This is a genomic window from Companilactobacillus crustorum JCM 15951, from assembly GCF_001434585.1.
GTDB classification, from domain to species: Bacteria; Bacillota; Bacilli; order Lactobacillales; family Lactobacillaceae; genus Companilactobacillus; species Companilactobacillus crustorum.
In genome coordinates this window covers 1-22,152 of record NZ_AZDB01000008.1, presented here as the reverse complement: position 1 = coordinate 22,152, position 22,152 = coordinate 1, and the positions used below count along the sequence as shown (strand labels likewise).

19 protein-coding genes, 1 tRNA gene and 1 pseudogene are annotated in these 22,152 nt (G+C 35.0%); 6 read left to right on the top strand and 15 right to left on the bottom strand.

What is annotated here, in order from left to right:
• Positions 1-87 precede the first annotated feature (87 nt).
• The 3 genes and pseudogenes from FD26_RS03615 to FD26_RS03605 form a co-directional block, all read right to left on the bottom strand.
• Positions 88-1,553, bottom strand: a pseudogene (locus FD26_RS03615) (MFS transporter).
• 326 nt (positions 1,554-1,879) lie between these two features.
• Positions 1,880-2,809 (bottom strand): DUF7916 family protein, encoded by a 930-nt coding sequence (locus FD26_RS03610; protein WP_057867076.1) that lies wholly within the window; start codon positions 2,807-2,809, stop codon positions 1,880-1,882.
• A 93-nt stretch (positions 2,810-2,902) separates the two neighbouring features.
• Complete coding sequence (locus tag FD26_RS03605) at positions 2,903-3,547, bottom strand: NAD(P)H-binding protein (RefSeq protein ID WP_057867075.1); 645 nt, start codon at positions 3,545-3,547, stop codon at positions 2,903-2,905.
• 217 nt (positions 3,548-3,764) lie between these two features.
• Between FD26_RS03605 and FD26_RS03600 the strand changes: the two genes are divergently transcribed.
• Both FD26_RS03600 and FD26_RS03595 read left to right on the top strand, forming a co-directional pair.
• The gene (locus FD26_RS03600) at positions 3,765-4,187 is read left to right on the top strand and encodes a MarR family winged helix-turn-helix transcriptional regulator (protein WP_057867074.1); all 423 of its coding nucleotides are present in this window, start codon (positions 3,765-3,767) and stop codon (positions 4,185-4,187) included.
• A 12-nt stretch (positions 4,188-4,199) separates the two neighbouring features.
• On the top strand, positions 4,200-5,138 hold the full coding sequence (locus tag FD26_RS03595) for a nucleoside hydrolase (protein ID WP_057867073.1): 939 nt from the start codon (positions 4,200-4,202) through the stop codon (positions 5,136-5,138).
• Positions 5,139-5,221: 83 nt separating this feature from the next.
• Here the strand turns inward: FD26_RS03595 and FD26_RS03590 are convergent, their stop codons facing one another.
• The 8 genes from FD26_RS03590 to yycF all read right to left on the bottom strand — a co-directional run bounded on the left by FD26_RS03590 (position 5,222) and on the right by yycF (position 14,688).
• Entirely contained in the window at positions 5,222-6,565 is a 1,344-nt protein-coding gene (locus tag FD26_RS03590; RefSeq protein ID WP_057867072.1) for an SLAP domain-containing protein, read from the bottom strand.
• A gap of 131 nt (positions 6,566-6,696) precedes the next feature.
• A complete protein-coding gene (rlmH, locus tag FD26_RS03585; protein ID WP_057867071.1) occupies positions 6,697-7,176 on the bottom strand; it encodes a 23S rRNA (pseudouridine(1915)-N(3))-methyltransferase RlmH in 480 nt (159 codons plus the stop codon).
• A gap of 399 nt (positions 7,177-7,575) precedes the next feature.
• A complete protein-coding gene (locus FD26_RS03580; RefSeq protein WP_082596222.1) occupies positions 7,576-8,961 on the bottom strand; it encodes a S1C family serine protease in 1,386 nt (461 codons plus the stop codon).
• A gap of 81 nt (positions 8,962-9,042) precedes the next feature.
• A complete protein-coding gene (locus FD26_RS03575) occupies positions 9,043-9,867 on the bottom strand; it encodes an MBL fold metallo-hydrolase (RefSeq protein WP_057867070.1) in 825 nt (274 codons plus the stop codon).
• The gene (locus FD26_RS03570; protein ID WP_057867069.1) at positions 9,836-10,654 is read right to left on the bottom strand and encodes a two-component system regulatory protein YycI; all 819 of its coding nucleotides are present in this window, start codon (positions 10,652-10,654) and stop codon (positions 9,836-9,838) included. The genes FD26_RS03575 and FD26_RS03570 overlap by 32 nt, the downstream gene beginning before the upstream one ends.
• On the bottom strand, positions 10,655-11,968 hold the full coding sequence (locus FD26_RS03565; RefSeq protein WP_057867068.1) for a YycH family regulatory protein: 1,314 nt from the start codon (positions 11,966-11,968) through the stop codon (positions 10,655-10,657).
• Positions 11,958-13,853 carry a cell wall metabolism sensor histidine kinase WalK gene (gene walK / locus FD26_RS03560; RefSeq protein ID WP_057867067.1) on the bottom strand — a complete coding sequence of 632 codons (1,896 nt, stop codon included), beginning with the start codon at positions 13,851-13,853 and terminating at the stop codon, positions 11,958-11,960. The genes FD26_RS03565 and walK overlap by 11 nt, the downstream gene beginning before the upstream one ends.
• A 133-nt stretch (positions 13,854-13,986) precedes the next feature.
• Positions 13,987-14,688 (bottom strand): response regulator YycF, encoded by a 702-nt coding sequence (yycF, locus tag FD26_RS03555; protein ID WP_057867066.1) that lies wholly within the window; start codon positions 14,686-14,688, stop codon positions 13,987-13,989.
• A 178-nt stretch (positions 14,689-14,866) separates the two neighbouring features.
• Between yycF and FD26_RS03550 the strand changes: the two genes are divergently transcribed.
• Positions 14,867-14,939 (top strand) — tRNA-Lys (locus FD26_RS03550).
• A gap of 237 nt (positions 14,940-15,176) precedes the next feature.
• Here the strand turns inward: FD26_RS03550 and FD26_RS03545 are convergent.
• A complete protein-coding gene (locus FD26_RS03545; protein ID WP_057867065.1) occupies positions 15,177-15,722 on the bottom strand; it encodes a 5-formyltetrahydrofolate cyclo-ligase in 546 nt (181 codons plus the stop codon).
• A 118-nt stretch (positions 15,723-15,840) separates the two neighbouring features.
• Here FD26_RS03545 and FD26_RS03540 point away from each other — a divergent pair, with 118 nt between their 5' ends.
• Both FD26_RS03540 and FD26_RS03535 read left to right on the top strand, forming a co-directional pair.
• Positions 15,841-16,410: a TetR/AcrR family transcriptional regulator C-terminal domain-containing protein gene (locus FD26_RS03540; RefSeq protein ID WP_057867064.1), complete on the top strand. Its 570-nt coding sequence runs from the start codon at positions 15,841-15,843 to the stop codon at positions 16,408-16,410.
• Between the two features lie 42 nt (positions 16,411-16,452).
• The gene (locus FD26_RS03535; RefSeq protein ID WP_057867063.1) at positions 16,453-17,277 is read left to right on the top strand and encodes an alpha/beta hydrolase; all 825 of its coding nucleotides are present in this window, start codon (positions 16,453-16,455) and stop codon (positions 17,275-17,277) included.
• Positions 17,278-17,398: 121 nt separating this feature from the next.
• On the opposite strand, the gene FD26_RS03530 is transcribed toward FD26_RS03535, so the two are convergent.
• The 3 genes from FD26_RS03530 to FD26_RS03520 form a co-directional block, all read right to left on the bottom strand.
• Positions 17,399-17,833, bottom strand: coding sequence for a MarR family winged helix-turn-helix transcriptional regulator (locus tag FD26_RS03530; RefSeq protein WP_057867062.1), 435 nt, complete (start codon positions 17,831-17,833; stop codon positions 17,399-17,401).
• Positions 17,833-18,786: a quinone oxidoreductase family protein gene (locus FD26_RS03525; RefSeq protein ID WP_057867061.1), complete on the bottom strand. Its 954-nt coding sequence runs from the start codon at positions 18,784-18,786 to the stop codon at positions 17,833-17,835. Before FD26_RS03525 ends, FD26_RS03530 begins: the two co-directional genes overlap by 1 nt.
• A 170-nt stretch (positions 18,787-18,956) precedes the next feature.
• A complete protein-coding gene (locus tag FD26_RS03520; RefSeq protein ID WP_057867060.1) occupies positions 18,957-20,543 on the bottom strand; it encodes a cation:proton antiporter in 1,587 nt (528 codons plus the stop codon).
• 359 nt (positions 20,544-20,902) lie between these two features.
• Here FD26_RS03520 and FD26_RS03515 point away from each other — a divergent pair, with 359 nt between their 5' ends.
• Complete coding sequence (locus FD26_RS03515; protein ID WP_057867059.1) at positions 20,903-21,406, top strand: GtrA family protein; 504 nt, start codon at positions 20,903-20,905, stop codon at positions 21,404-21,406.
• The last annotated feature ends 746 nt before the right edge of the window (positions 21,407-22,152 follow it).

Here is a 22,152-nt window from a genome sequence, read left to right as displayed (position 1 = left end):
AGTTTGTTCATAAAAAAAACTAATCAATTATCATCTTGATTAGTTTTCTTCGTATCAATTGTTTTCACTGAAAAACTTGCGACTAGTTTATTCAGTTACTGCGTTTTCTTTCCCCTTGTTATCCAAAGGTTTTGATTCTTTAACATCAACTGTTTCTTTGCTCTTATTGTGCACACGGAATGCCAAAATAAATCCAAAGACAGCTAATATCAATGTAAAGACAAATCCATAATGAGCACCATTAGTGAATGCTAACTTTTGAGAAGTCCCACCATTTGCCAAATAATTGGCTTGACCAGTACTCAATAGAATAGTTGCAATACCAGTTGCGACAGCACCAAGTACTTGTTCAAAAGTATTTATAATAGCCGAACCATCAGCTGATTGATATGCATCCAATGAATTTAAACCATAAGTTTGTGATGGTGACATGGCTAAAGGTACACCGATCATTATTAAAATATGAGCGGCAATTATAAATCCTAAAGAACTGTGCGAGTTACTCAATAAGAACATAATTGCACCAAACATTGAAATAAGAAATCCTAAACGAGTTAACCATTTAGCACCAATTTTATCATAAGCTCGACCAGCACCAAAGGAAACGATTGCGTTAATAATACCCCCTGGCAACATTACTACACCAGTTAAAGCAACAGCAACGCCTAATCCATTTTGTAAGTACATTGGCAGAAGATACATAGCGACAATGTAATAGCAAAGTTCAACATAACCAAAACTGAACCAACAAAAAATTCAGGTTTCTTCAAAACCGCAAAATCCAATGTTGGAGCCGCTGCATGTAACTGTTGTCTGATATAAAATGCTAAGAAAGCCAAACCAATAACTAAAGTAATCAAGGCAACAGCAATATTTTTGCTTAAGTAACTAGTTCCAAAAACAATCAAACCAAAACTAGCTGTTGATAGCAAAATTGCAGACCAATCAACTTTAGGCTTAGTAACTTCAAAGACATTGGTTAAATATCTTTCCATGAAAAATAATCCGATTACTAAGAAAACTACAAATAATCCAAAAATCACTCTCCATGAAGATACACCTAAAATAATTCCGGCAATTGTAGGTCCAATGGCAGGAGCAAACATAATCACTAGCGCTGCCATACCTAAAGCTGTACCTAATTTATTAGGTGGGAAAATTTTCATAGCAATTGAAAACATTAGCGGTAGAAAGATACCATTAGCAATACCTTGAATCATTCTACCAACTAAAAGCATTGGGAAATTAATTGCCAAGGCGGCAATCAATGCACCCACGATAAAATCAATTAAAGCAAATCTAACTAATCCTCTTGTTGAAAAATGCTTTGTCATCAAACTTGATAGTGGCAAAACAATGGCAGTTACAAGCATATATCCTGTAACCAACCACTGAACACTACTAGTTTCAATATTAAAAGCCTTCATAATAGATGGCAATGCAATATTCAACGACGTTTCACTGAACATACCTACAAATCCACCTATAAGAACACCCATCATTGACAGAAATGGGTGAAGAGGTTTTGTATTAATCTTTTGAGCTTGACTCATAAGTTACCTCCAAATTGTTGCAACAGTGGATTAATATACCAGAAAAAAACAATTTTCGTAAGTTTTTTCTGAAATTATTTTTTATTTTTTCTGTAATCTGACACTAAAAAAGATCATAATCGGAAGTCTTCCTATTATTATGACCTTTTACTTTTATTATTTATTCTTCAAAAATAATATTTTTTCTTTGCAAATCATCGTTATACAAATCGAGTTCTGTAACGCTGTGAATCAAATCATTTTCAGAATTATAAGCTATAACGTTACCATAGCTTAACCGAATTTCAATTTTATCCTTGCTGCAAGTTCAAAATTAATAATACTAACTAACGATTAATCGACCGAGCCATTCTTGCAATGGTATGCCGTTCGCCTCGCAAAGCCTTGCTTAATGGATAAATATTTTCAAATGGCGATTGTATTCCCCAAGCGGCATCACCAATATGCTGAATATCCACTCCAGCTACTTTATTTCTAATAGCTATATTTTGAATATAGCTGCTTCCAGAACCTTCTTGACTAGTTCCAATGGTACTCATGACTAATGCACCTTTGCTATGTGCTAGCTTTACAATTTGTTTTAATTCCGCATCATCAAAACCTGGGACAGTTCCGACAGCTGGTACTAAAATTACGTCGGCCCCTGCTTTTAAAAACTCGCTGACAGCCTCTTCAGAAACTACTGCCTCATCTACTCCAGCACCGTGCATTTTCCCAGCGATTATTAATCCTGAAAAAACTTTTTTAGCAACTTTAATATTATTGGCAATTTGTTGATTAGTAACACCAGTTCCAGGATTACCTGTCAAAACAACAAAATTAAAGCCCAACTTTTCTACTTTCGTCAAAGTTCTTTCACTAGCTCTGCGGCCTTCAGGAATGACTAATTGATCTTCGGCCATCTTTGCATTAGGATCTACTGGCTCCAAATTAACGCCAACTGGACGTCCTATCATTTTTTGCAAACGATGAATTATTTCGCCATCTTGGTGAACTTTAGCATTAGCCAAATTATCTTCATTATCATATAATCCCAAGATAACGGGATTCAATACATCTAATGCATTTAACAATATCAAATCTGCACCAAAAGCTGCAGCTATTTCGGAAGTAGTAATTCCATCCAAAGGTTCATGGGTCACAACATTCTCACTCAAAATAACCCGACCTTCGCTAGCCTTAATACTCTGTTTCAATTCGGCTCCATTCATCTTCAACATATCACTAGTATTGGCACTGATTAAACGCTTAACCATTTTTCATTCCTCCACTTTGTAATCGATTACGGATACCATAGCATGAAAAAAGAAGCCTTGCTACAATGCAGAGCTTCTTTTTTCAAATTATTTTTAATACCAAGCTGGTTTGTCACCGTCAGTATTAGGTTTATTGACGCCAATTGATTCACGGCTGTACTTGTCAGGATCTTGAGCAATATCAACTACAATTTGTGCAATAGATCTTCTGGATACTTCAGTACCCTTAAAGTCTTCGCCCTTTTTTGTAACTTCATAATCAACTTCCGGCTTATCTGTTAACCAAGCTGGACGAATAATTGTGTAATCAAGATCTGAATCTTCGATAACCTTGGCTGCTGCGGCATAATTTGTAATATAGTCTCCTAGAACTTTCTTGTTCCATTCGCCAAACTTACCGGGTACTTCATCATAAATACCTAAAGTTGAAATCCAAACAAGACGTGTTTTCTTTTCAGCATGCATTGCTTGAACAACAGCACGTGCTTGACTTTCAATATTGGAACCAGCCAAGTTGGCATAAACTAAATCTTCATCTTTCATGGATTCAATCAAAGTTTGAACATCTGTTGTATCGCCTTCAACAGCTTCAACTAATGTATGTGAATCAGCAAAATCTCGTAAACGTTCAGCATTTCTAAGATATAATCTTAAATCTGAATCCGTTGTATCGGCAAAAATATGTTCAGCTAAACGGGCAATCTTTCCGTTAGCACCTAAAATCAAAACTCTAGCCATTAATCTTTCCCCCTATGTAGTTTCTATAATCCAATATAAGTGAGTTTCTTAATTTATACAAAGAATGTTTCTCGCTAACTCCATGATAGCTTTAAATTGACAAAAAGCTAAATTTTATAAAAATTATTATTGTGAATTTGTTTACAAATGCTTACTAACTATTACGTACAAAATGTTATAATCTCCTTGTAACACAATGCTCTAAGGAGGATGTTTTATGGCGAGCGATGTGGCCCATCTGATCAAAGTTGCTTCGAATGAAATTTCTCGTAATATTAATGATTTTGCCCAAAAGTATAGTTTAACCGGCACGCAAGTACAAATAATCTATTATTTGGTAAATTCATCTAAAACAGATATTTTTCAAAAAGATATCGAAAAGGAATTTAACATTCGACGTTCTACAACTACTAACATTCTAAAAACAATGGAAAAAAACGATCTGATAATACGTCGAAGTGTAGATTCCGACTCACGCCTAAAAAGAATCGTCTTATCAGATAAATCTAAGTACATTCAGGATGATATTGAGCGTTTTATGGATAAAAATGATCAGGAAATTCTTTCAGCATTAGGTGCTCTCGAACGCCGTAGTTTTATTCATGCTCTGAAAAAAATTCCCCAGAAATTAAAAAAGTGAGGTAAAGATTTCATGACAAAAATAATTATGGACTGTGATCCTGGTATTGATGATGCAATTGCTCTAACAGTACTACTAGCTCACCCTGAAAAAGCCGATTTAATTGGTGTAACAACAGTCGGTGGCAATGTTAAATTAGACTACGTGACCAAAAATGCTCAAAAGCTTCTAACATTTTTAGGATCAGACGCAGAATTGGCCTCTGGACAAGCTACTCCTCTAGTTAAAGAAGTAGAAACAGCTAGTGAAGTTCACGGTAAAACTGGAATGGACGGCTATGATTTTCCAGCTAATAGCCTGGACTATCCAGTCGTAAGTCATAACGCCGTTACATACATGTATGACCGTATTTCCAAAAGTGATGAAAAAGTTAATATTGTAGCAACAGCTCCACTAACTAATGTGGCTTTACTATTGAAAACTTTCCCTGACGTTAAAGAAAATATTGAACATATTTATATTATGGGTGGCTCAACTCTCCAAGGTAACATTACCTTGGCTGCTGAATTCAATGCTTACGTTGATCCCGAGGCTATGTCTATCGTCTTTAACTCTGGTTTACCAATCACACTTTCTGGCTTAAATTTAACAGAAAATAAAGCTTACTTAACTATGGATGAAATTGATCAAATCAAAAATCTTGGACATGTCGGCGTTATGGCTAACTCAATTCTTGAATTCTATACAGCTCATGAACGTTCAGTTGGAATGACAAAAATCCCGGTTCATGATGCTTGCGCAGTACTAAGCCTGATTGCGCCAGAATTGTTCACTAAGAGTACAAATTATTCAATGGATGTTTCCCTTACTAACGACCAATTCCGTGGTATGACTTATCCCGATCGTCGTATGAAGGTCGATCAAAAAAATGATATCAAAGTTCTTGAAGATGTTGATCGTGAAGCATTCGTTAAATTTATTTTCGATTCACTTTCTAGCTATGACAAATAATTTTTAAATATATAAATAAGACCCAAATGACTTATACCTGATAGTCATTTGGGTCTTATTTTGTTTAAATATTAAATTACTTATTATTGATCAACTACATTTGTAGCAAAATCAGGTTCGTAGTAAGAGTTGTTCTTCAAGTTCAAACCACTATTCAATTGAACTGCTGAGATCCAAACCCATTCATTGCTTGAGACTTGACCCCAGTATGAACCATATTTATTAACTACTAAGCTACCAATTTTCCAAGTTGAGCCTGCTGGCAATACTTGTCCATAAGCGTTAGTTGAAGTATTGTAAACTTTTTGATTTTTAGTCATTGTTGCTGTTAAGCCATTGCCAGGTGTTGGTAATGAACTGTTGGCATTGGCACTTGTATTAGTATTTGTAGTACTTGTACTTGTGCTTGTGCTTGTACCAGCATCACTATTCAAATACATAGCTGAAACAAATTCATTTGTAGCTACTTGATAGAATAATTGTTTATCATAATGTAATACTTCAGGACCTAGAACCCATCTTGTACCGCTTGGTAAAGTGGCTCCTGTAGGAACACCTGATCCATTAAGAACTTTAAGTGTAGCTGTTGTTGTAGCTGTTTGACCGGCATTACTACTATCGTTAGTAATATAACTACCATTGCTGCCTGTAGCTGGACCAGTAATAGTTATATCATCCTCAGATATCCATTCATTAGTAGCAACCTTATAATAAGTTTTGCCATTTACAAATAAGAAATCGGCAATTCTCCATTGACTGCCAACTGGCAAAACAACTCCTGTAGCGGTTGCATTGTCATTAACAACATTAGCTGCACTTTTGACAGTGACTGTTTTACCATAATTAGCATCGGTTGAAATATAGGGATCACTAATTGTAGTTGTTGGATTTTCTACCGTTACATCTGAAGTAGAAATAAATTGATTAGTTCCAACTTGGTAGTAAGTCATCTTGTTAGCATGTAGTATTGAGCCGATTTTCCAGGCTGAACCTGCTGGCAAAGTAGCCCCTGTATCATTGCCATATGCATCAACAATGTGAAGAGTAGTATTAGCAACTGCTGTCTTACCAGTATCAGGGTTATCTGAAACATAACGACCGACTGTGTTAGTATCATCTTCCGAATTTGATTGTCCTGTAACATTTGTTACGACTGATGCCGGAATATATTCATTGTTACCTACTTGATAATGAGCTACACCGTTTAAAGTAATTTGTTGACCTAATTGCCATTGACTGCCACCTGGTAAAGTAACGCCATTAGCCTTTCCAGTTGAATCATAAACAGGTGTAGTTGTCGAAACAGTTCCAACAGCATTAGCACTAACTGTTTGTTGTGGCATTGCACTCAAAGCAGCAGGTGCTAACATAATAGCAACTGCAGATGCTGCTAAAATTTTACTTGTTCTATTTCTTATAATTCTCATCCTCATATACCTTCTAATTGTAATCATCTTAATTTTATAATGATTAACTATTTATACAATAAATTCGAACAAATCATAAGAAATCCTTTACATTTACACATCTAAATCCTAGAAATAATCTTTTCGTAATTTTATTTATGGTACGTACGATGATTGATAATCATAAAGGAACGGTAAACTTGCTCTGTTAAAACTAATCTCATTAATTGATGAGGCAAAGTAAATTTACCAAAACAAATACTGTAATCAGCTCGTTTAGTAACTTCTGGACTAACTCCCAACGATCCACCGATTACAAAAGTAATATCAGAAGTTCCATATGTGGATAAGTCATCGATTTTTTTAGCAAGTTCTTCTGAAGTAAGTTCTTTGCCTCGTAAATCAAGCAAAATCACATATTCCTTGTCCTTTATTTTACTTAATATTCGTTCCCCTTCAATTTGTTTAACTTTAATATCTTGAGCCTCACTTAAACTTTCTGGTGCTTTTTCATCTTGGCATTCAATTATTTGAAACTTACAAAAAGCTCCCAAACGCTTGGCATATTCAGCAATTCCGGCCTTAAAATATTTTTCTTTTAGCTTTCCAACTGTAACAAATTTAATATTCATAATAAAAATTCTCCTCAATATTAATCATACGAAACTATTGTTTAATTGCCAAATTAATTTTAAAATCCGAATTATTAGGTTAATTTCCTTGTGCACAAGAAAATTAATGTTTGTTTGATTTTGTGTAACATTCATTTTTATTGTTATAGCAAGCATTTAAGCCTATTGCGTCCATTAGCATTCAACTTTATACACAGCTGTGGGTAAATCTGTGGATAACTTTTCTACAGCGTTTTTTCTAAATTTTCGGAACTTATCCACAAGTTATAAACAGCTGTGGATATTTTCTGTTAATTAGTTTTCTGAAAAGTCGAAAAAAATTCGTATAATTAGGAAAATTGTTCAAAAAAGGGCGTGAAACCACGATTACTTGGTTTCACGCCCTTTTTCTTAGTTTATCTAATTATTTGATTCCTTGCTTAAATGAACTTTAGCTGTGTTCAATTTACCATTTCTATAATATTGAACATTAACTGTATCGCCAACTGAATGTGAATATAAGGCTGTGTGTAAGTCTGCAACAGAAGTTACATCCTTATTGCCTAACTTAACAATCACATCATATTTCTTCATCCCAGCTGCTTTAGCAACAGATCCTGAAGTTGTACTGTAAACAACTACACCTTTTGTGACGCTGCTTGGTAACTTCAAGCTTGATTGTGATTCGTCTGTGATTTGATCAAGATCTAAGACCTTGATTCCTAATGATGGTCTTTCAACTTTACCGTTAGCAACTAATTGATTAATAATCTTAACGACTTCGTTACTTGGAATAGCAAAGCCCATTCCTTCAACTGATGTTCCATCAGTACCTGAAGAAAGCTTCATCGAATTAATACCAACAATTTGACCAGCGGCATTAACCAATGGTCCACCAGAGTTACCAGGATTAATAGCAGCATCGGTTTGGATAACAGTTGCCTCTCCGGTAGCTTGTCCAGTACTTTGATCCTGAGTCGTTACAGTTCTATTAGTAGCTGAAATAATACCTTGGGTAACTGTTGTCGCATATTCACTACCTAAAGGAGATCCTATGGCAATTACTGGATCACCAGGAGAAACATTATCCGAGTTGCCAAATGAAGCTGTAGCAGGAACCTTATTACCAGCAATTTCCAAAACCGCTAGATCAGTTGTTGAATCAGTCCCAACTAACTTGGCAGAAACTTTAGTTCCATCTTCAAGAATAATTTCCAAAGAATCAGAACCTGCAACTACGTGATTATTAGTTACGATATAACCTTTACCATTTTGTTTGGCATAAATCACACCTGAACCTTCGCTATATTCCTGTAGGTTGCTGTTTGATGAATTGGAATTAGACGAGTTAGAATTCGAGTCTGAACTAGAACTATTGTCGCTTCCATTTTCATCAGCTTGATTTTGTGTTTGTGAATTGCTTGATGAACCACTATCGCCAAACAAATCGCCAAAAATCGATGATATACTGCCGTCACTAGAACTCTGCTCTTTTTGTTTCTGCAAGTTAATTACGGAAACAACCGCACCATTAACCTTCTTATAAGCGCCGGACATCGAACTAGATGCATTAACCTTGGTATTGCTTACTTGGGTTGTACCGGCAGTATTGCCTGTTGAAGCAGTATCAGATGCATTGTTATTAAAGTATGTAAAGCCTGCAAAGGCAATTACTACACCCAAAGCAGCCGAGATAAATGCTACGATCCCGGTCTTGAGCAAAGAATTATTTCCGGAATTCATTTTTGAACCTCGCCTTTTTTCTTCAACTCTTGAATCAGAATTGTCATTCTTATCATTATTCATACAATTTTCACTTCCCCACACATTTACTAATTCTAATATACCTTTGAATTATGAAAAAACTATGAAAGACTTGTGATTTAATTATAAAGCAATCAACAGGTCAGCTATAGCAGGGTCAGTATCGTTGATTTTAAAATCGCTCCCTACGCCAAAATCATGATCTTCCAATACTTGAGTAACTTCTTTTCGAGCTACAGCCTTAGTATTATTTTCATGACTAAGATGTCCTAAAAAAATCTGTTTTGTATTATTACCTATCACGTCCATTAAGGTATGGGCACCATCTTCATTAGACAAATGACCCTTTTCACTTAAAATTCGTTGTTTTAAAGGCCATGGATAAATTCCATCCCGCAACATTTCAATATCATGATTGCATTCCATCAAATAGCCATCTGCATTTTCAATTGTTTTTTGGATGCGCTCAGAAACATACCCTGTATCTGTCAAGATAACGAATTGTTTGCCATTATGATAAAACTTATAGAATTGTGGGTCAGCAGCATCGTGTGAAACCGCAAAACTTTCAATGTCTAAATCATCTAACGACATAACCTTATTGTGATCAAAAATATGAATCTCATCTTCAGGAATCTTGCCAATCTTAGGCATCATTGCTTCCCAGGTCTTTTCATTAGCATAAACGTTGAGATTGTAGCGTCGTGCTAAAACACCGACTCCCTTTATATGATCAGTATGTTCATGGGTTACAAACAATGAATCGACCGTATTGATATCTTTGCCAATACTTTCCATTGCTCGTTTTATTTTGATACCAGATAACCCAGCATCTACTAAGACATGGTGCTTGGGCGTTTCAATATAAGTAGCATTTCCGGAACTGCTGCTTGCTAGCACACTGATCTTTAATCTATCATCCTTGGGCATTGTAACTACTATCTCCATTTGTTGAACTCTTTATTATGTTGCCAGTAAAGGCATTAACCTTTTTCACAGTGACAACTTTACTATCTTTATTCTTAATTGTAACAAACCAAACTGGAATATAAATCGTACTATCCTTGGCTTCAAGCAATTTTGTATAAGCTAAGTTGGCATAAGCTATCCGAGAATTATTAGGAATTTCCGAATTAGCATAAAGATTAGTAATGATATCTTTTTCACTCTTGATAGCTTGCTTTTCATGCAAAATTATCAATGTTTTTACATAAGTCTGAGTATAACCTACCACTTCATTATTGGAAACGGAAAAGGTAAGCTGTGCTGTTTTATCGTAAACTTCTCCTAATCCGCTTACCGCCACATAGACCATTTGAGAACCAGACGATAATTGAGGTGAATACTTATAATCTTTCCCAAATAAGACATTACTCTCTTTTTTAATGAACTTATTCATAGTGGCTACCTTGTCAGTTGACGTAATCTTAATCGGATTGCTTAAAGTACTAGAAATACTGCGATTAGTATCTTCATAGGAAACTTTTTGATTACGTAGCTTACCAACATTTTGAGCTAAAGCTTCATCTGGCTGTGAGCCTAAATAATAGGCATAGCCATTTTTAGTATCGAGATTGCCAAAGGTAATATTTCGTTTCTTCATTTCGGTAATCGTTGATGTATTAGTACTTGAGCTACTAACCAATTGCTGACTATTGCGAAAAGACAAGAACAAAAAGATATCTAGTGAGAAGAATACTATTAAGAATATAACTTCAATTCTTTTAAAATCCATTTAATCTTCCTCCGCAGATTCATTTGTCCATTCGTTATATGGTTTCCAATGTCCATCGATTTTAATGTAATAAGTAGGTTTCAAATCAACTACCTTTTCATTGTCCGACTCAGCTTCCCATTGATAGCCAACCTCGACAGCCTGAACATCATTTGGCGAAAATCCTACTCTTTGCAAACCCTTGAATATTTCATTAGTTGATTTCAAAGTAGTTGCTGCTTGATTTGAAGGAACTGGAACTTCCAAAACTTTATTCAAGAAATGCTCAGTACTCCCTTTACGACTGAATTTGATTCTAATTGAACCAAATTGACTCTTCTTAAAAATTGGGAAACCTTCAACGTATTCTCTAAAAATCAAATCTTTATTTTTCCAATCAGCGTTATAAAGTCGCAGGTTGGTAATTGAATCCTGTAAATTAATGATTTTTTGATAACCTCGCTGCAAGAAAGCCAACTGGGTCTTAGGAACTGACGTATCAGTATAGTCTTCGAACGTTAATTCCTCTGTATTATGATCTGAGGTCAAACGTTTGGATTCGCCATAATTGTACGAATAAACACCATTATCCTCTGACGTTACTAATCCATTAGTATTCGAATCAAACAAGGCCGTTGTGTATTCGCCGTCTTGTTTACCACTAATAACATAAGAATATCCTTTTAATTTAATTGGATCGACATAAAATGTAAAGACACCATGTTTCATAATATTCAATCGTACTTTTAGATTAATATTAGCTTTCTTTACTAATTTGGTTAAAGGAACTGAAGAAGCATTTTTCACTTTAGCCTTATAAACAGCATAATTGCTATCGTTAGCTAAATAAATGTTCTGATCTTTTTTATCTTTCAAATTAATCAAGATTCGATTAAATTGGTCTTCTTTTTCACCTTTGAGACTATCGTTATTCAATAAATACCCGAAGACATTTGTTGCTATAGATGTTGGATAAACTAACTGCAGCATATTCTTGCCATGAATAACCTTTTGATAATAAGCTCCGTCTTTTTTAGAAACTAACTTAGGCGTAGCAATCTTCCAATCTTGCATAACTTTTTGAACGCTCAAAGAAATATTTTCATTACTGTTATAAATTAAATGTTGATCAGTCTCATCATGCCAAATTACTGAAGTCGGACTAATAACTTGATTCATTGGTACTTCATTTTTATTCGAATCAGCCGAAGTAACATCAATATTTCGGCCCCGTTGATAACGAGCTGTATTTGTCCAAATAAAGAAGGATAGGACAATACTAGTAATCACAGCTACAACCAATAGTAACTGGACGATTAAACGACTAAACTTCATCCCATTCTCCTCCTGTTTCATTAGGGTCAAATGGTAAGGAAATATAGAACGTTGATCCCTTACCTTCAGCACTATTGACCCAAATTCTTCCTTTATGTTGCTCTACGATCTCTTTAGAAATAGAGAGACCTAATCCAGTACCACCCTGTTTTCTAGAACGTGCCTTATCAACACGATAGAAACGATCGAAGACTTTCTTGATGTCTTTTCGTGGAATACCTAGACCTTCATCAGAAATACTAATAATAATATGCTTATTAGTCTCCAACAAACGACAAGTAATCACACCGCCATCAGGTGAATACTTAATAGCATTGTTCATAATATTATCAATCACTTGAGTCATCTTATCGGTATCGATTTCAACCCATAGATCTTTGCTAGTAAAGATACGCTTGATACGATAATTTTTTACAACCTTCGTATCATCTTCTTTAGCATCAGCCTTCTCTTTTTTCAGCATCATATCGAAACGATCCAAAATATAAGAGAAGAATTCGTTAAAGTTAACTAATTCTTTATCCAGCTTAGAACGTCCTTGGTCCATTCGCGACAAGCTCAAAAGATCCTTGATCATACGAATCATCCGATCAGTTTCTTCTGCCGTCACACCCAAGAATTGAGGTGCTAATTTAGGATCTTTCCAAGCCCCGTTATTCAAGGCATCAATGTAACTGCTGATACTTGTAAGCGGCGTTCTCAATTCATGAGAAACATTGGAAACAAATTGGCGACGTTCACCATCAATCTTTTGTTGTTCAGTCACATCATGTAGAACACAAACCATACCACTGATAAAGCCACTATTACGTTGAATCAATGAGAAATCTGCATTCAAGATTAATGAATTATCATCGTTCTCATCATAATCTTCATCATCTTCATTAGTCTCAATGACCATTGGATCAGGACTCTCTAGCAAATCATCAAAACTGATTCGATCCTGAATTCCCAAAATATCAACTAATGGCTGTCCGATAGCTTCATCTTCATCAGTGTTCAAAAATTCTTGTGCCATTTCATTGATAACTGTGATATTACCCAAACGGTTCGTTGCAATAACACCATCAGACATTTGGGTTAGAACGCTATCTAGCCTTCGTCGTTCGGACTCTGAATTCTCTGTAGCCTCTTCAACCTTGACCGATAAATCATTAACTGCCATAGCCAATTGTCCCAATTCATCAGGGGAATAAACTCGAACCTGACCAGAATAGTCACCTTCAGCCATTCGAACCGCCTGCTGCTTCATTTCATCAATTGGTCGAGTAATTGCTCGAGAAATGAAAATTGCAATAACGGCACCTAATAAACCAGCCACTAATGACGCAGTTAGGAAAATCAAAATAATATTATTAATGCCGGTATAAACCGATTCCATGCTGGCACGAACATAAATTGCCCCTACAACTGTACTGTTGTCTGGAGAAGTAACCGGCACGATTGATTCATAAGAACTACCATTATCCTTCTCGTAATAGATTTGGGTAATTTTTTTATCATTTTTAATACTTTGTTTGATATTATCTTTCAAAGTCTGCGTTCCGATAATATTAGTACCCTCAGAATCCTTGGCCCCAACAATGATCCCGCTTCGATCAATTACCTGTACATCGGTGATATCGGTACTGACTCGAGTATAATCCTGAATTGCGTTACCGATATTTTCCCGGGTATGTTGATCATTATCCGTTAAATTTTCTGAAATTTGATTGATCGTATATGCAGGCACTTGCACAGATGTTTCAAAATTAGCAACATTCTGATCCTCAAGTTGTCGTACAAAATAAGCCCCAATGATTTCAATTGTAACGATTAAAATTAAAATAAATGATAATCCGATTTTGAAATTAATCGAATGTAAAAAGACAAATCTATTTTTCACAATATTTCCACCTAAATATTACAGACTTAGTTTTATTATACAGCTATGAAGATAACAAAAAAACTGACTTGTTTTTCATATCAACAAACCAGTTTTTTAATTTTTTTATTTAATTATGACAATAACCTCAAAGCTATTCGCCATCAGGATCTCTCAAATAATACCCTACTCCACGACGAGTCATCAACCATTCCGGCTGACTAGGATTATTTTCGATTTTTTCACGCAAACGTCTTACAGTAACATCCACCGTTCTAACATCACCAAAGTAATCATAACCCCAGACCGTTTGAAGCAAATGTTCACGTTTCATCACTTGACCGATATGTTGAGCTAAGTAATGCAATAATTCAAACTCACGATGTGTTAGTTCAATTTCCTTACCATTCTTCGTTACGGTATAAGCATCGGGGAGAATCGTTAAATCGCCAATTTTAATCTCGCTGCTTTTAGCGTCTTCGCTGTGTGCATGTGTCTGTGTTCTTAAACGAGCTTTGACACGAGCAACCAGTTCACGATTAGAAAATGGCTTTGTAACGTAATCGTCTGCCCCAAGTTCTAGGCCAATAACCTTATCAATTTCAGTATCTTTAGCCGTCAACATAATAATTGGAGTGTCTTTTGTTTTTCTGATAGTTCTTGCTACTTCAAGACCGTCTATAACTGGAAGCATTAAATCAAGTAAAATTAGATCTGGATCATCTTCTTCTACTTTATCCAAAGCCTCTTGTCCATCAAAAGCAGTTATGACTTCGTAGCCTTCATTTTCCAAATTATATTTAACAATATCGGAAATTGGTTTTTCATCATCTACTACTAGAATTTTTTTAGCCATATAATTTATCTCCTTGACATGAATATTATACAAGTTATTACTTATTAAAACAAAACCAGCATAAAGCTGCCTTAACTTTTTTTGTATTTTTTTAAAAAAGTACTTGCTATTAATTTTAAGCGTATGGTATTATATATCTCGTTGGTTGAGAGAGATAAGCAATCAACGCAAGATACATGGGTGGTTAGCTCAGCTGGCAGAGCAACGGACTCTTAATCCGTGGGTCTGGGGTTCGATCCCCCAACCACCCATTAGCGATTCACGCTTAAACCGATTATGATTAAATCATAATCGGTTTTTTAGTGCTTTAATTTACAACAAATTATTGAAATACCACTCAATGCTTGGAAAAAAGACTGTTATTCAAAACAATAAACAGTCTTTTTATTTTGCAATTGCTTATACTAACATCATTGCCTTAGTTTTTACAGCAATTCGAATCTTTTAAAATATTTTATAAGTAGCATTCTTTTATAAAAGTAGACAAATTATTCAGCGTAGATTAATTTGTCTATTTTAATATCGTACTCTTCAACTTCCCAATCAGTACGGTCAAAATACATGGTTGTTGGAACTAAGGAAATCGTTTTGCCTGTATACTCGGCCAAAAAACGATCATAATAGCCGCCACCAAATCCTACTCGATAATTTGTATCATCAGCAAAAGCCAGTCCTGGAACCAATACTAAATCGGGCCGTTGATTAACCAATTGAAGCTCATACACTGGTTCAGGAATACCAAAATCACTAATAACTAAATCTTCATAACTAGTAAATGGTAAAAAAGCCATTTGCCGATGTGGCATTGTTTTAGGTAGATAAACTGTTTTGTCCGCTTTTATAGCTGCTTGAATTATTGGTTCAGTAGGAACTTCAAACAAATTGCTAACTGTTGTAGCAATCGTTTTTGCACTTTGCCATTCAACTGTTTGCATTAGGTTGTGTAACAACTTTTTCCCCTCTTCAGCAGTCTGTTGTTTGTTCTTACTTAATCGTTTGATCTGTTGTTTACGTAAACTCTTCTTATCTATAATTAGTTACCCCATTTTCTCTGTTCTGTTACCATAATTAAAAGCCACTTTTAAAATAGGTGCAACTTGAAAAACTAATTTTAACATCAGTTTAAAGAATCCTTCATTAGGAGATTTTGCTTTGGAAACTAACAATAAGGATAGAATTATCAATGAATTTATCCGGTTAACCAATCAAGAAAATTTTTCAAAAATTCATATTAGTAATATTTGCAATAATTTAAATATTAATAGAAAGCTATTCTATTATTACTTTGATGATAAATACGAATTATTGAAATTTATTTATCTACGAGATTTACAAAACACTTTTCCTGTCTCTCAAAATGTGCAAGTCACGTGGCCCAATAATGCTCGAAAAATGTTAACTATCCTGAAAAATAAAAACAGATTTTATCAGCACTGTCTCAATAACGACAATAGTTTATGGGAAAAAATCTTTACAGATCATATGCAAAGACATTTTTCGACACTCTTTATTGATTTAAATACTGACAAATCTCAAGTTGATCTGAACTTTTACGCTCGTTTTTACGCCAACGGATGGACCGGGTTGATTAAAAATTGGCTTTTGAAAGGATGTCCCACTAACGAAAGTGACTTAATAAATCAATTTTATGATCTGATTGGTTTCACCAAAAATTATTTGACTAATTTACCCACAACTAGACTTTTGGGTAATGAAAACTAACTCAACGACATCGTATACTCCTAGCATAAGGAGTTGATCATATTGGACAGAAAAATTATACAACTATCAGAAATTAAAATGGCCTATTACGATGAGGGCCAAGGCGAGTCAATTATGTTATTGCATGGATTTCCCGATTCAGGCGACGTTTGGAGAAAAGTTATCCCCATTCTCAACAAGAATGGTTATCGCACTATTGCTCCAGATTTACGTGGTTTTGGACAATCTGAGGCCCCTGAAGGAGTAGAAAATTATCGTGCTGACAAATTAGCTAAAGATATTTTAGAATTGAAGCATTCCCTAGGAATTGAAAAACCCATGAAATTGATTGCCCACGATTGGGGTGCTAATATTGGCTGGACTTTAGCCTCATTTTTCCCTAAAGAATTCTCTTCTTATGTAGCTCTGTCAGTTGGAAATCCTTATGCCTATGCACTCGACGGTGGCTTTGGGCAGAAGCAAAAGGCTTGGTATACTATGGCTTTTCAAACCGAAGGTTTTGCAGAAAAAATGTTTTCACAAAATGATTGGGCAACACTTAGACTATTCTGCCGCAACCATTCAGAATTAGATAAACACTATATTTCCGATTTAAGTCGTCCAGGTCGTTTTACGGCCGCTTTGAATTTGTATAGAGCTAATTTAAATCCTAAATTTGCTAACAAAACTAAACTACCTAAAACTGACATCCCTGTATTAGGTATTTATGGCAAAAATGATCCTTACTTGAGTGAGTCTCAAATGTCTCAATCAGTTAAATATGTGAATAATACTTTTGAATATAAAATTATTGATGGCGAACATGTTTTACCATTAGACAACAGCCAGGAAATAACTAATATCATTTTAAATTACTACCGCAAATAAAAGATTTTGAGACATATTTACTAAATTTGCATCAAAAAGACGGCAACTCAAACTCGAGTTGTCGTCTTTTTTTCACTTTAATACTCGGAAGCTGACCATATTTTACTCCGCTCTCTTTTTACTAATCCATTTGTTTTAAAGTTTTAGCCAAATGATTTAAGCTTTCCAATAATTGTTGTTTCTCATTTTCAGTCCAATCGTCTAATCCTGTCTGAATTTTTTTCAAACGAGTCTCATTAATAGTATTGGTAATATCCTCTCCTAATTTCGATAATTCAATTACTCGAATTCGGGCATCTTTATCAGCATCTTTTGTCAAAATTAAACCATGATTTTCCAGTTTATCCACTTGACGACTAATACTTGAATGACTTTTACCAAGAATATTAGCTAAATCACTCACATTCGTTGGCTGCATCCGACCTATTGTCACAAATAATTGAAAAGATGTTGCTTCCAGATCAATATTTGCATCTTTAACAAAGGCTTTATCACGATCTGTACGGTTAAAAAATGCCACAATCGTCACGAGTGCTTTAATCAATTCATTTTCCATTATTGCACCTTCACGACAGCTCTTGGCGTTAATGGAGCTTGCCAAGCGGCAGCGATATTTTCTAAATCAAAAGTCTCTGTAGGAATTGTAATGTGTTCCTTAGCTGCCCAATCGAAAACCCCTTTAATTCCAGATAATAATTCTGAAATAGAGGCACTCTTCAATCCACTGCCAAGAATTTCAATTTTCGAAGAACGTAAGATTGCCGATGGCAAAGTTATTTCTCGTTGACCACTAGCTGCCCCAATACTGACGAAGCGAGTAACATTTTTAGCATCAGAGGCAGCAACGGCCTTCATAATTGCTAAAGAACTGTCACCCCAAAGATAATCTAAAACCACATCAATTCCATTAGAAAAGTATGGGATCAACTTATTAGTAAATTCTTCTGAACCGTTAGGTACAGTCATATCAAAGGGCACCATTTCATCAGCGGCCAATTTGCTTAATTTATCAGCATTTCTACCAGTCACAATTACTTTTTTAGCTCCTAAATGATAAGCAATTTTGACAGCTAAACTACCGGCACTACCTGTAGCTCCATTTATCAATACTGTTTGTCCAGCCTTAAAATGAGCTCGACTGTTTAAAGCAACCCATGACGACATCCCAGGATTAGCAATAGCAGCTGCGGTAATATCGTCAATTCCTTCTGGCAAAGGAATAATTAGCTTTTTATTCACTAAAGTTCGTTCGCACAGTGATCCATAAGGCATAGTTGGCGAAGCAAAATAAACTCTTTGTCCATCTAAAATCCCTACTCCGTCATTTCCTGCGACAAGTGGAAAATCTTGCTTGGATGAATAATGCTTTCCAGTTGCTTGCATCTTAGTTAAATTGCTCAAAGCAGCTGCAGTAACGTCAATTTTGACATTTTCAGCTTGAGCAATTGGTTCTTTAAAACTTTCATAGACTGGATTTGTTCCAGCTTGTTTAACAATTGCAGCTTTCATATAAAATTCCTTCTTTATTTAAGTTTTTATTTTTAATAATATATGTGCATTTAGCACGTATTTAAAATAACACCGTTAGGTGCATAATGCAAATATCTACTTAAAAAAAGCTAAGTGATTAACTAGATAGTTAACTCACTCAGCTTTTTTGAGACTTATTAATTTTTAAATCAATCATCATTCTCATCTAAAACAGTCGGACCAATAACCAGAGATTCCGCCATTAAAACTTCATTATATAGATCAAATACATAGCTCTGATATTTGACTTCACTTTGAGAGATCATATCCAAATATTCACGTTCTTGAGCCAAAGCATTCATGAACGCACGCATTTCCAGTTCCTTTTCAGCGCCAGTAAATTCTGGATGGCGTACAACGTCTAACCAAGCTTTTACAAAATCTCTTGTTCTAGTTTTTTGTTTTTGCGACATTAAATCAAAGATTACTGATTTTTTAACATTATCTGGCAGATACATTTTTTCCACCGTATCTATGGCTTTGTGAACCATATTGATTCTAATTTTATCTACCTCAACCTCAATTTCACTTTCAGCCACATCTTTTTTCAAAAGAAACCGGAAAACAATCGTTGGTACTATTAAACTTAAAATAATTAAGATGCTCTCTGAAAATAAAACCAAATTAAAATCTTCAGCCTTAACGTGATATTCAGCCAATGTATAGGCTAAAGCCAACGTAACCGCTCCATGAACGCCTCCGAGAGAAAAAATCCATCCCGAACGATTATTGAATTTTAAACGCAATCTCCCATAAATGTATCGGGTCACAATATTGATCAGATACATCGTTATCCCTATCATTATCCAGTTCAGTGAATTATAGGAAAGTTTTTCCTTTGAAATGATCTGTAAAAACATAAAACCTAAAATAACAAAAACAATACTATTCAATATTTCTGTAATCATTGAAACTAAATCAAAGCCCAAGTGAATCTGTGGAGCATTGATAAAACGACTGCGTTGAGCTTCAGCATTGTGAACCAAGCCTGCACAAACAACTGTTATGATTCCCGAAACATGTATAGCTTCCGCTGCATAATACAAAATTAATGGTGTGACAATATATAAAAGCAACTGAGCATTTAAAGAACTGTAAGAGGTTCGCAAAAGAACTTGTCTGAAAAGAACCATAACCCAAGCCGCAGAAAAGCCAAAAATCATTCCCCCTACAGCAGAAATCAAAAAGTCCACAATCGTTTCACTATAATTAATATAACCATTTACATACCAAAGGATTGCCATGTTTAGCAAAATAATACCTGAAGCATCATTGAAAAGCGACTCCATTTTCAAATAGACGCCTTCACTTTTGGGCATCTTTAAACCATTAGTCACAGATTCCATCGCAGTAGCATCAGTCGGCGTACTGATTGCTGCCAAAATGAAAGCCAACGGCAAGATAACCGGACTAACCGCCCAAATTCCAAATCCAGAAAAAATTAAACATAAAACAACCAATACTACCGTCATCTGAATAATATGCTTTATTTCTTTACCAACTGAATTTAATCTTGTGGCTTGGCCTTCAAAAAAGAGCAATGGTGCCACAATTATGCCAATAAAAATATCAGAATTAAAACTTTGAATATTTCTACCTATGCTAGGAATCAAAAAGATAATTGCTCCTATTATCATACTGATATAGCTGACAGAAATTTTCGTAAAGACTTGCGACAAAAAAATACTAATAACTGCCGCTAAAATCAAAATAAACGACGACACCATCATCCCCATAGTTTTAACCTCCTAAATATTGAATTTTCAAATTTATATTACTCACTTTAAATTAACTATCCTTATAATTAGCAGACTAAATATAGCATATTTAGATTTAAAATTGGTAACGAAAGGTTATCCGCTAAATCCTAAAGAAACTCTGTTATAATGAAGCATTGCTTCTCTGAAGTAAGTGATCCCTAATTAACTTTTAAGCTAGCATTTGTTTCACATGGAACATATTGTATAGTGTCAAATCAACAAACACTATATATGGTATTTCTATATTGGCTACATAATACTTGCTTATATTTATTGTTTCCTGACTACTAAAAAGGTTTAATATTATGATATAAGCTCAAATTGGGAGATTTAATATGAACAAGAAAACAGATCTTAATGAAAGTCCATTAACAAGGGTTATCGATGATGTTTCTGAAGGCATCAATGATGCAGGGACAGTTTTCAGTATAGAGGAAGATCCTGCCGAAAAAGAAGGCAATGGTAAGCAAGCTGTCCGTTACTTGCTCTGGGGACTCCTTTCAGTCGTTGTTAACTTTGGTACCTTTTTCATTCTCTATCATGCACTGCATTTAAATTATCAATTTGCTAATATCGTGGCTTGGTTTCTAGGAGTTCAAGTCGGTTTCTGGATTGACCGTATCATCGTCTTTCGTCACAAATCTAACACTGCTTTTAAAGAAATGCTGGCTTTTTATGGAACTAGAATTCTAACGTTTTTAATTGAAAGTGCCACTCTTTGGGTAGGTATTTCCTTATTAAGTGCCAACGGAACTGGTTCAAAAGTAGTTGGTCAAATTTTGGCAATTGTTGGCAATTATATTTTGTCTAAGTTCTTCATCTTTAAAAATAAAAAATAAACAAAGTTCGATCTATCTGGCTAACAAGGTTCTTTCTCAAGTTAGGTTATAGCGTGAGCATGTTTAAATTTCCGTCCTCCACAAAAAGTGGGAATGCTGTTGGAACGCTATGGTCTCATAGCTGAACGCATTCCCAATTTTTGCTCCGGACTGGCTCCTACTTTGTTCAATTAGTATTATAAAATTCAGATAGCAGATAAAAACTGCCGCTGTTAAGGAATCCAAACATAATCGTATGTCTGGAATACCTAATAGCGACAGTTTTTTTATTTAAAATTTCTATTTAATATATAGAGACAAAAAACCCTACACACTGCAAATTTGTTCAATAATATTAGAACCAAGGATTTAATCGGTAGTAAAAAATCTGTGGGCCCTCAGTGGTGATATTCTACTTAGCTTGCGAAGCAAGGTTAGTAGAAGACCGAGCTTAGAGATCCATAATTACGCACGAAGTGGGGAATTATTAGCTCTAAGTCGTGTCCACCACGTTCCAGTGGCCCACAGATTTTTTGCGGACGATGGCATATTTCAATCACATCAGTTAGTATACTCACGCTATAACCTAACGTGAAAAAGAGCTAATAAAATTGAATATCTTTACCTTCCTAATAGTTTTAAAATTCCTGTCATAGTTTCATTAACACCAAACAAAGCTCCTGCTGGCTGCAAGACTTCTGTTTCCTGCAATGTTCCTAAATAATATGGGACAAAGCCAAGGTAGATTGCAAATTTAATCCGAATTT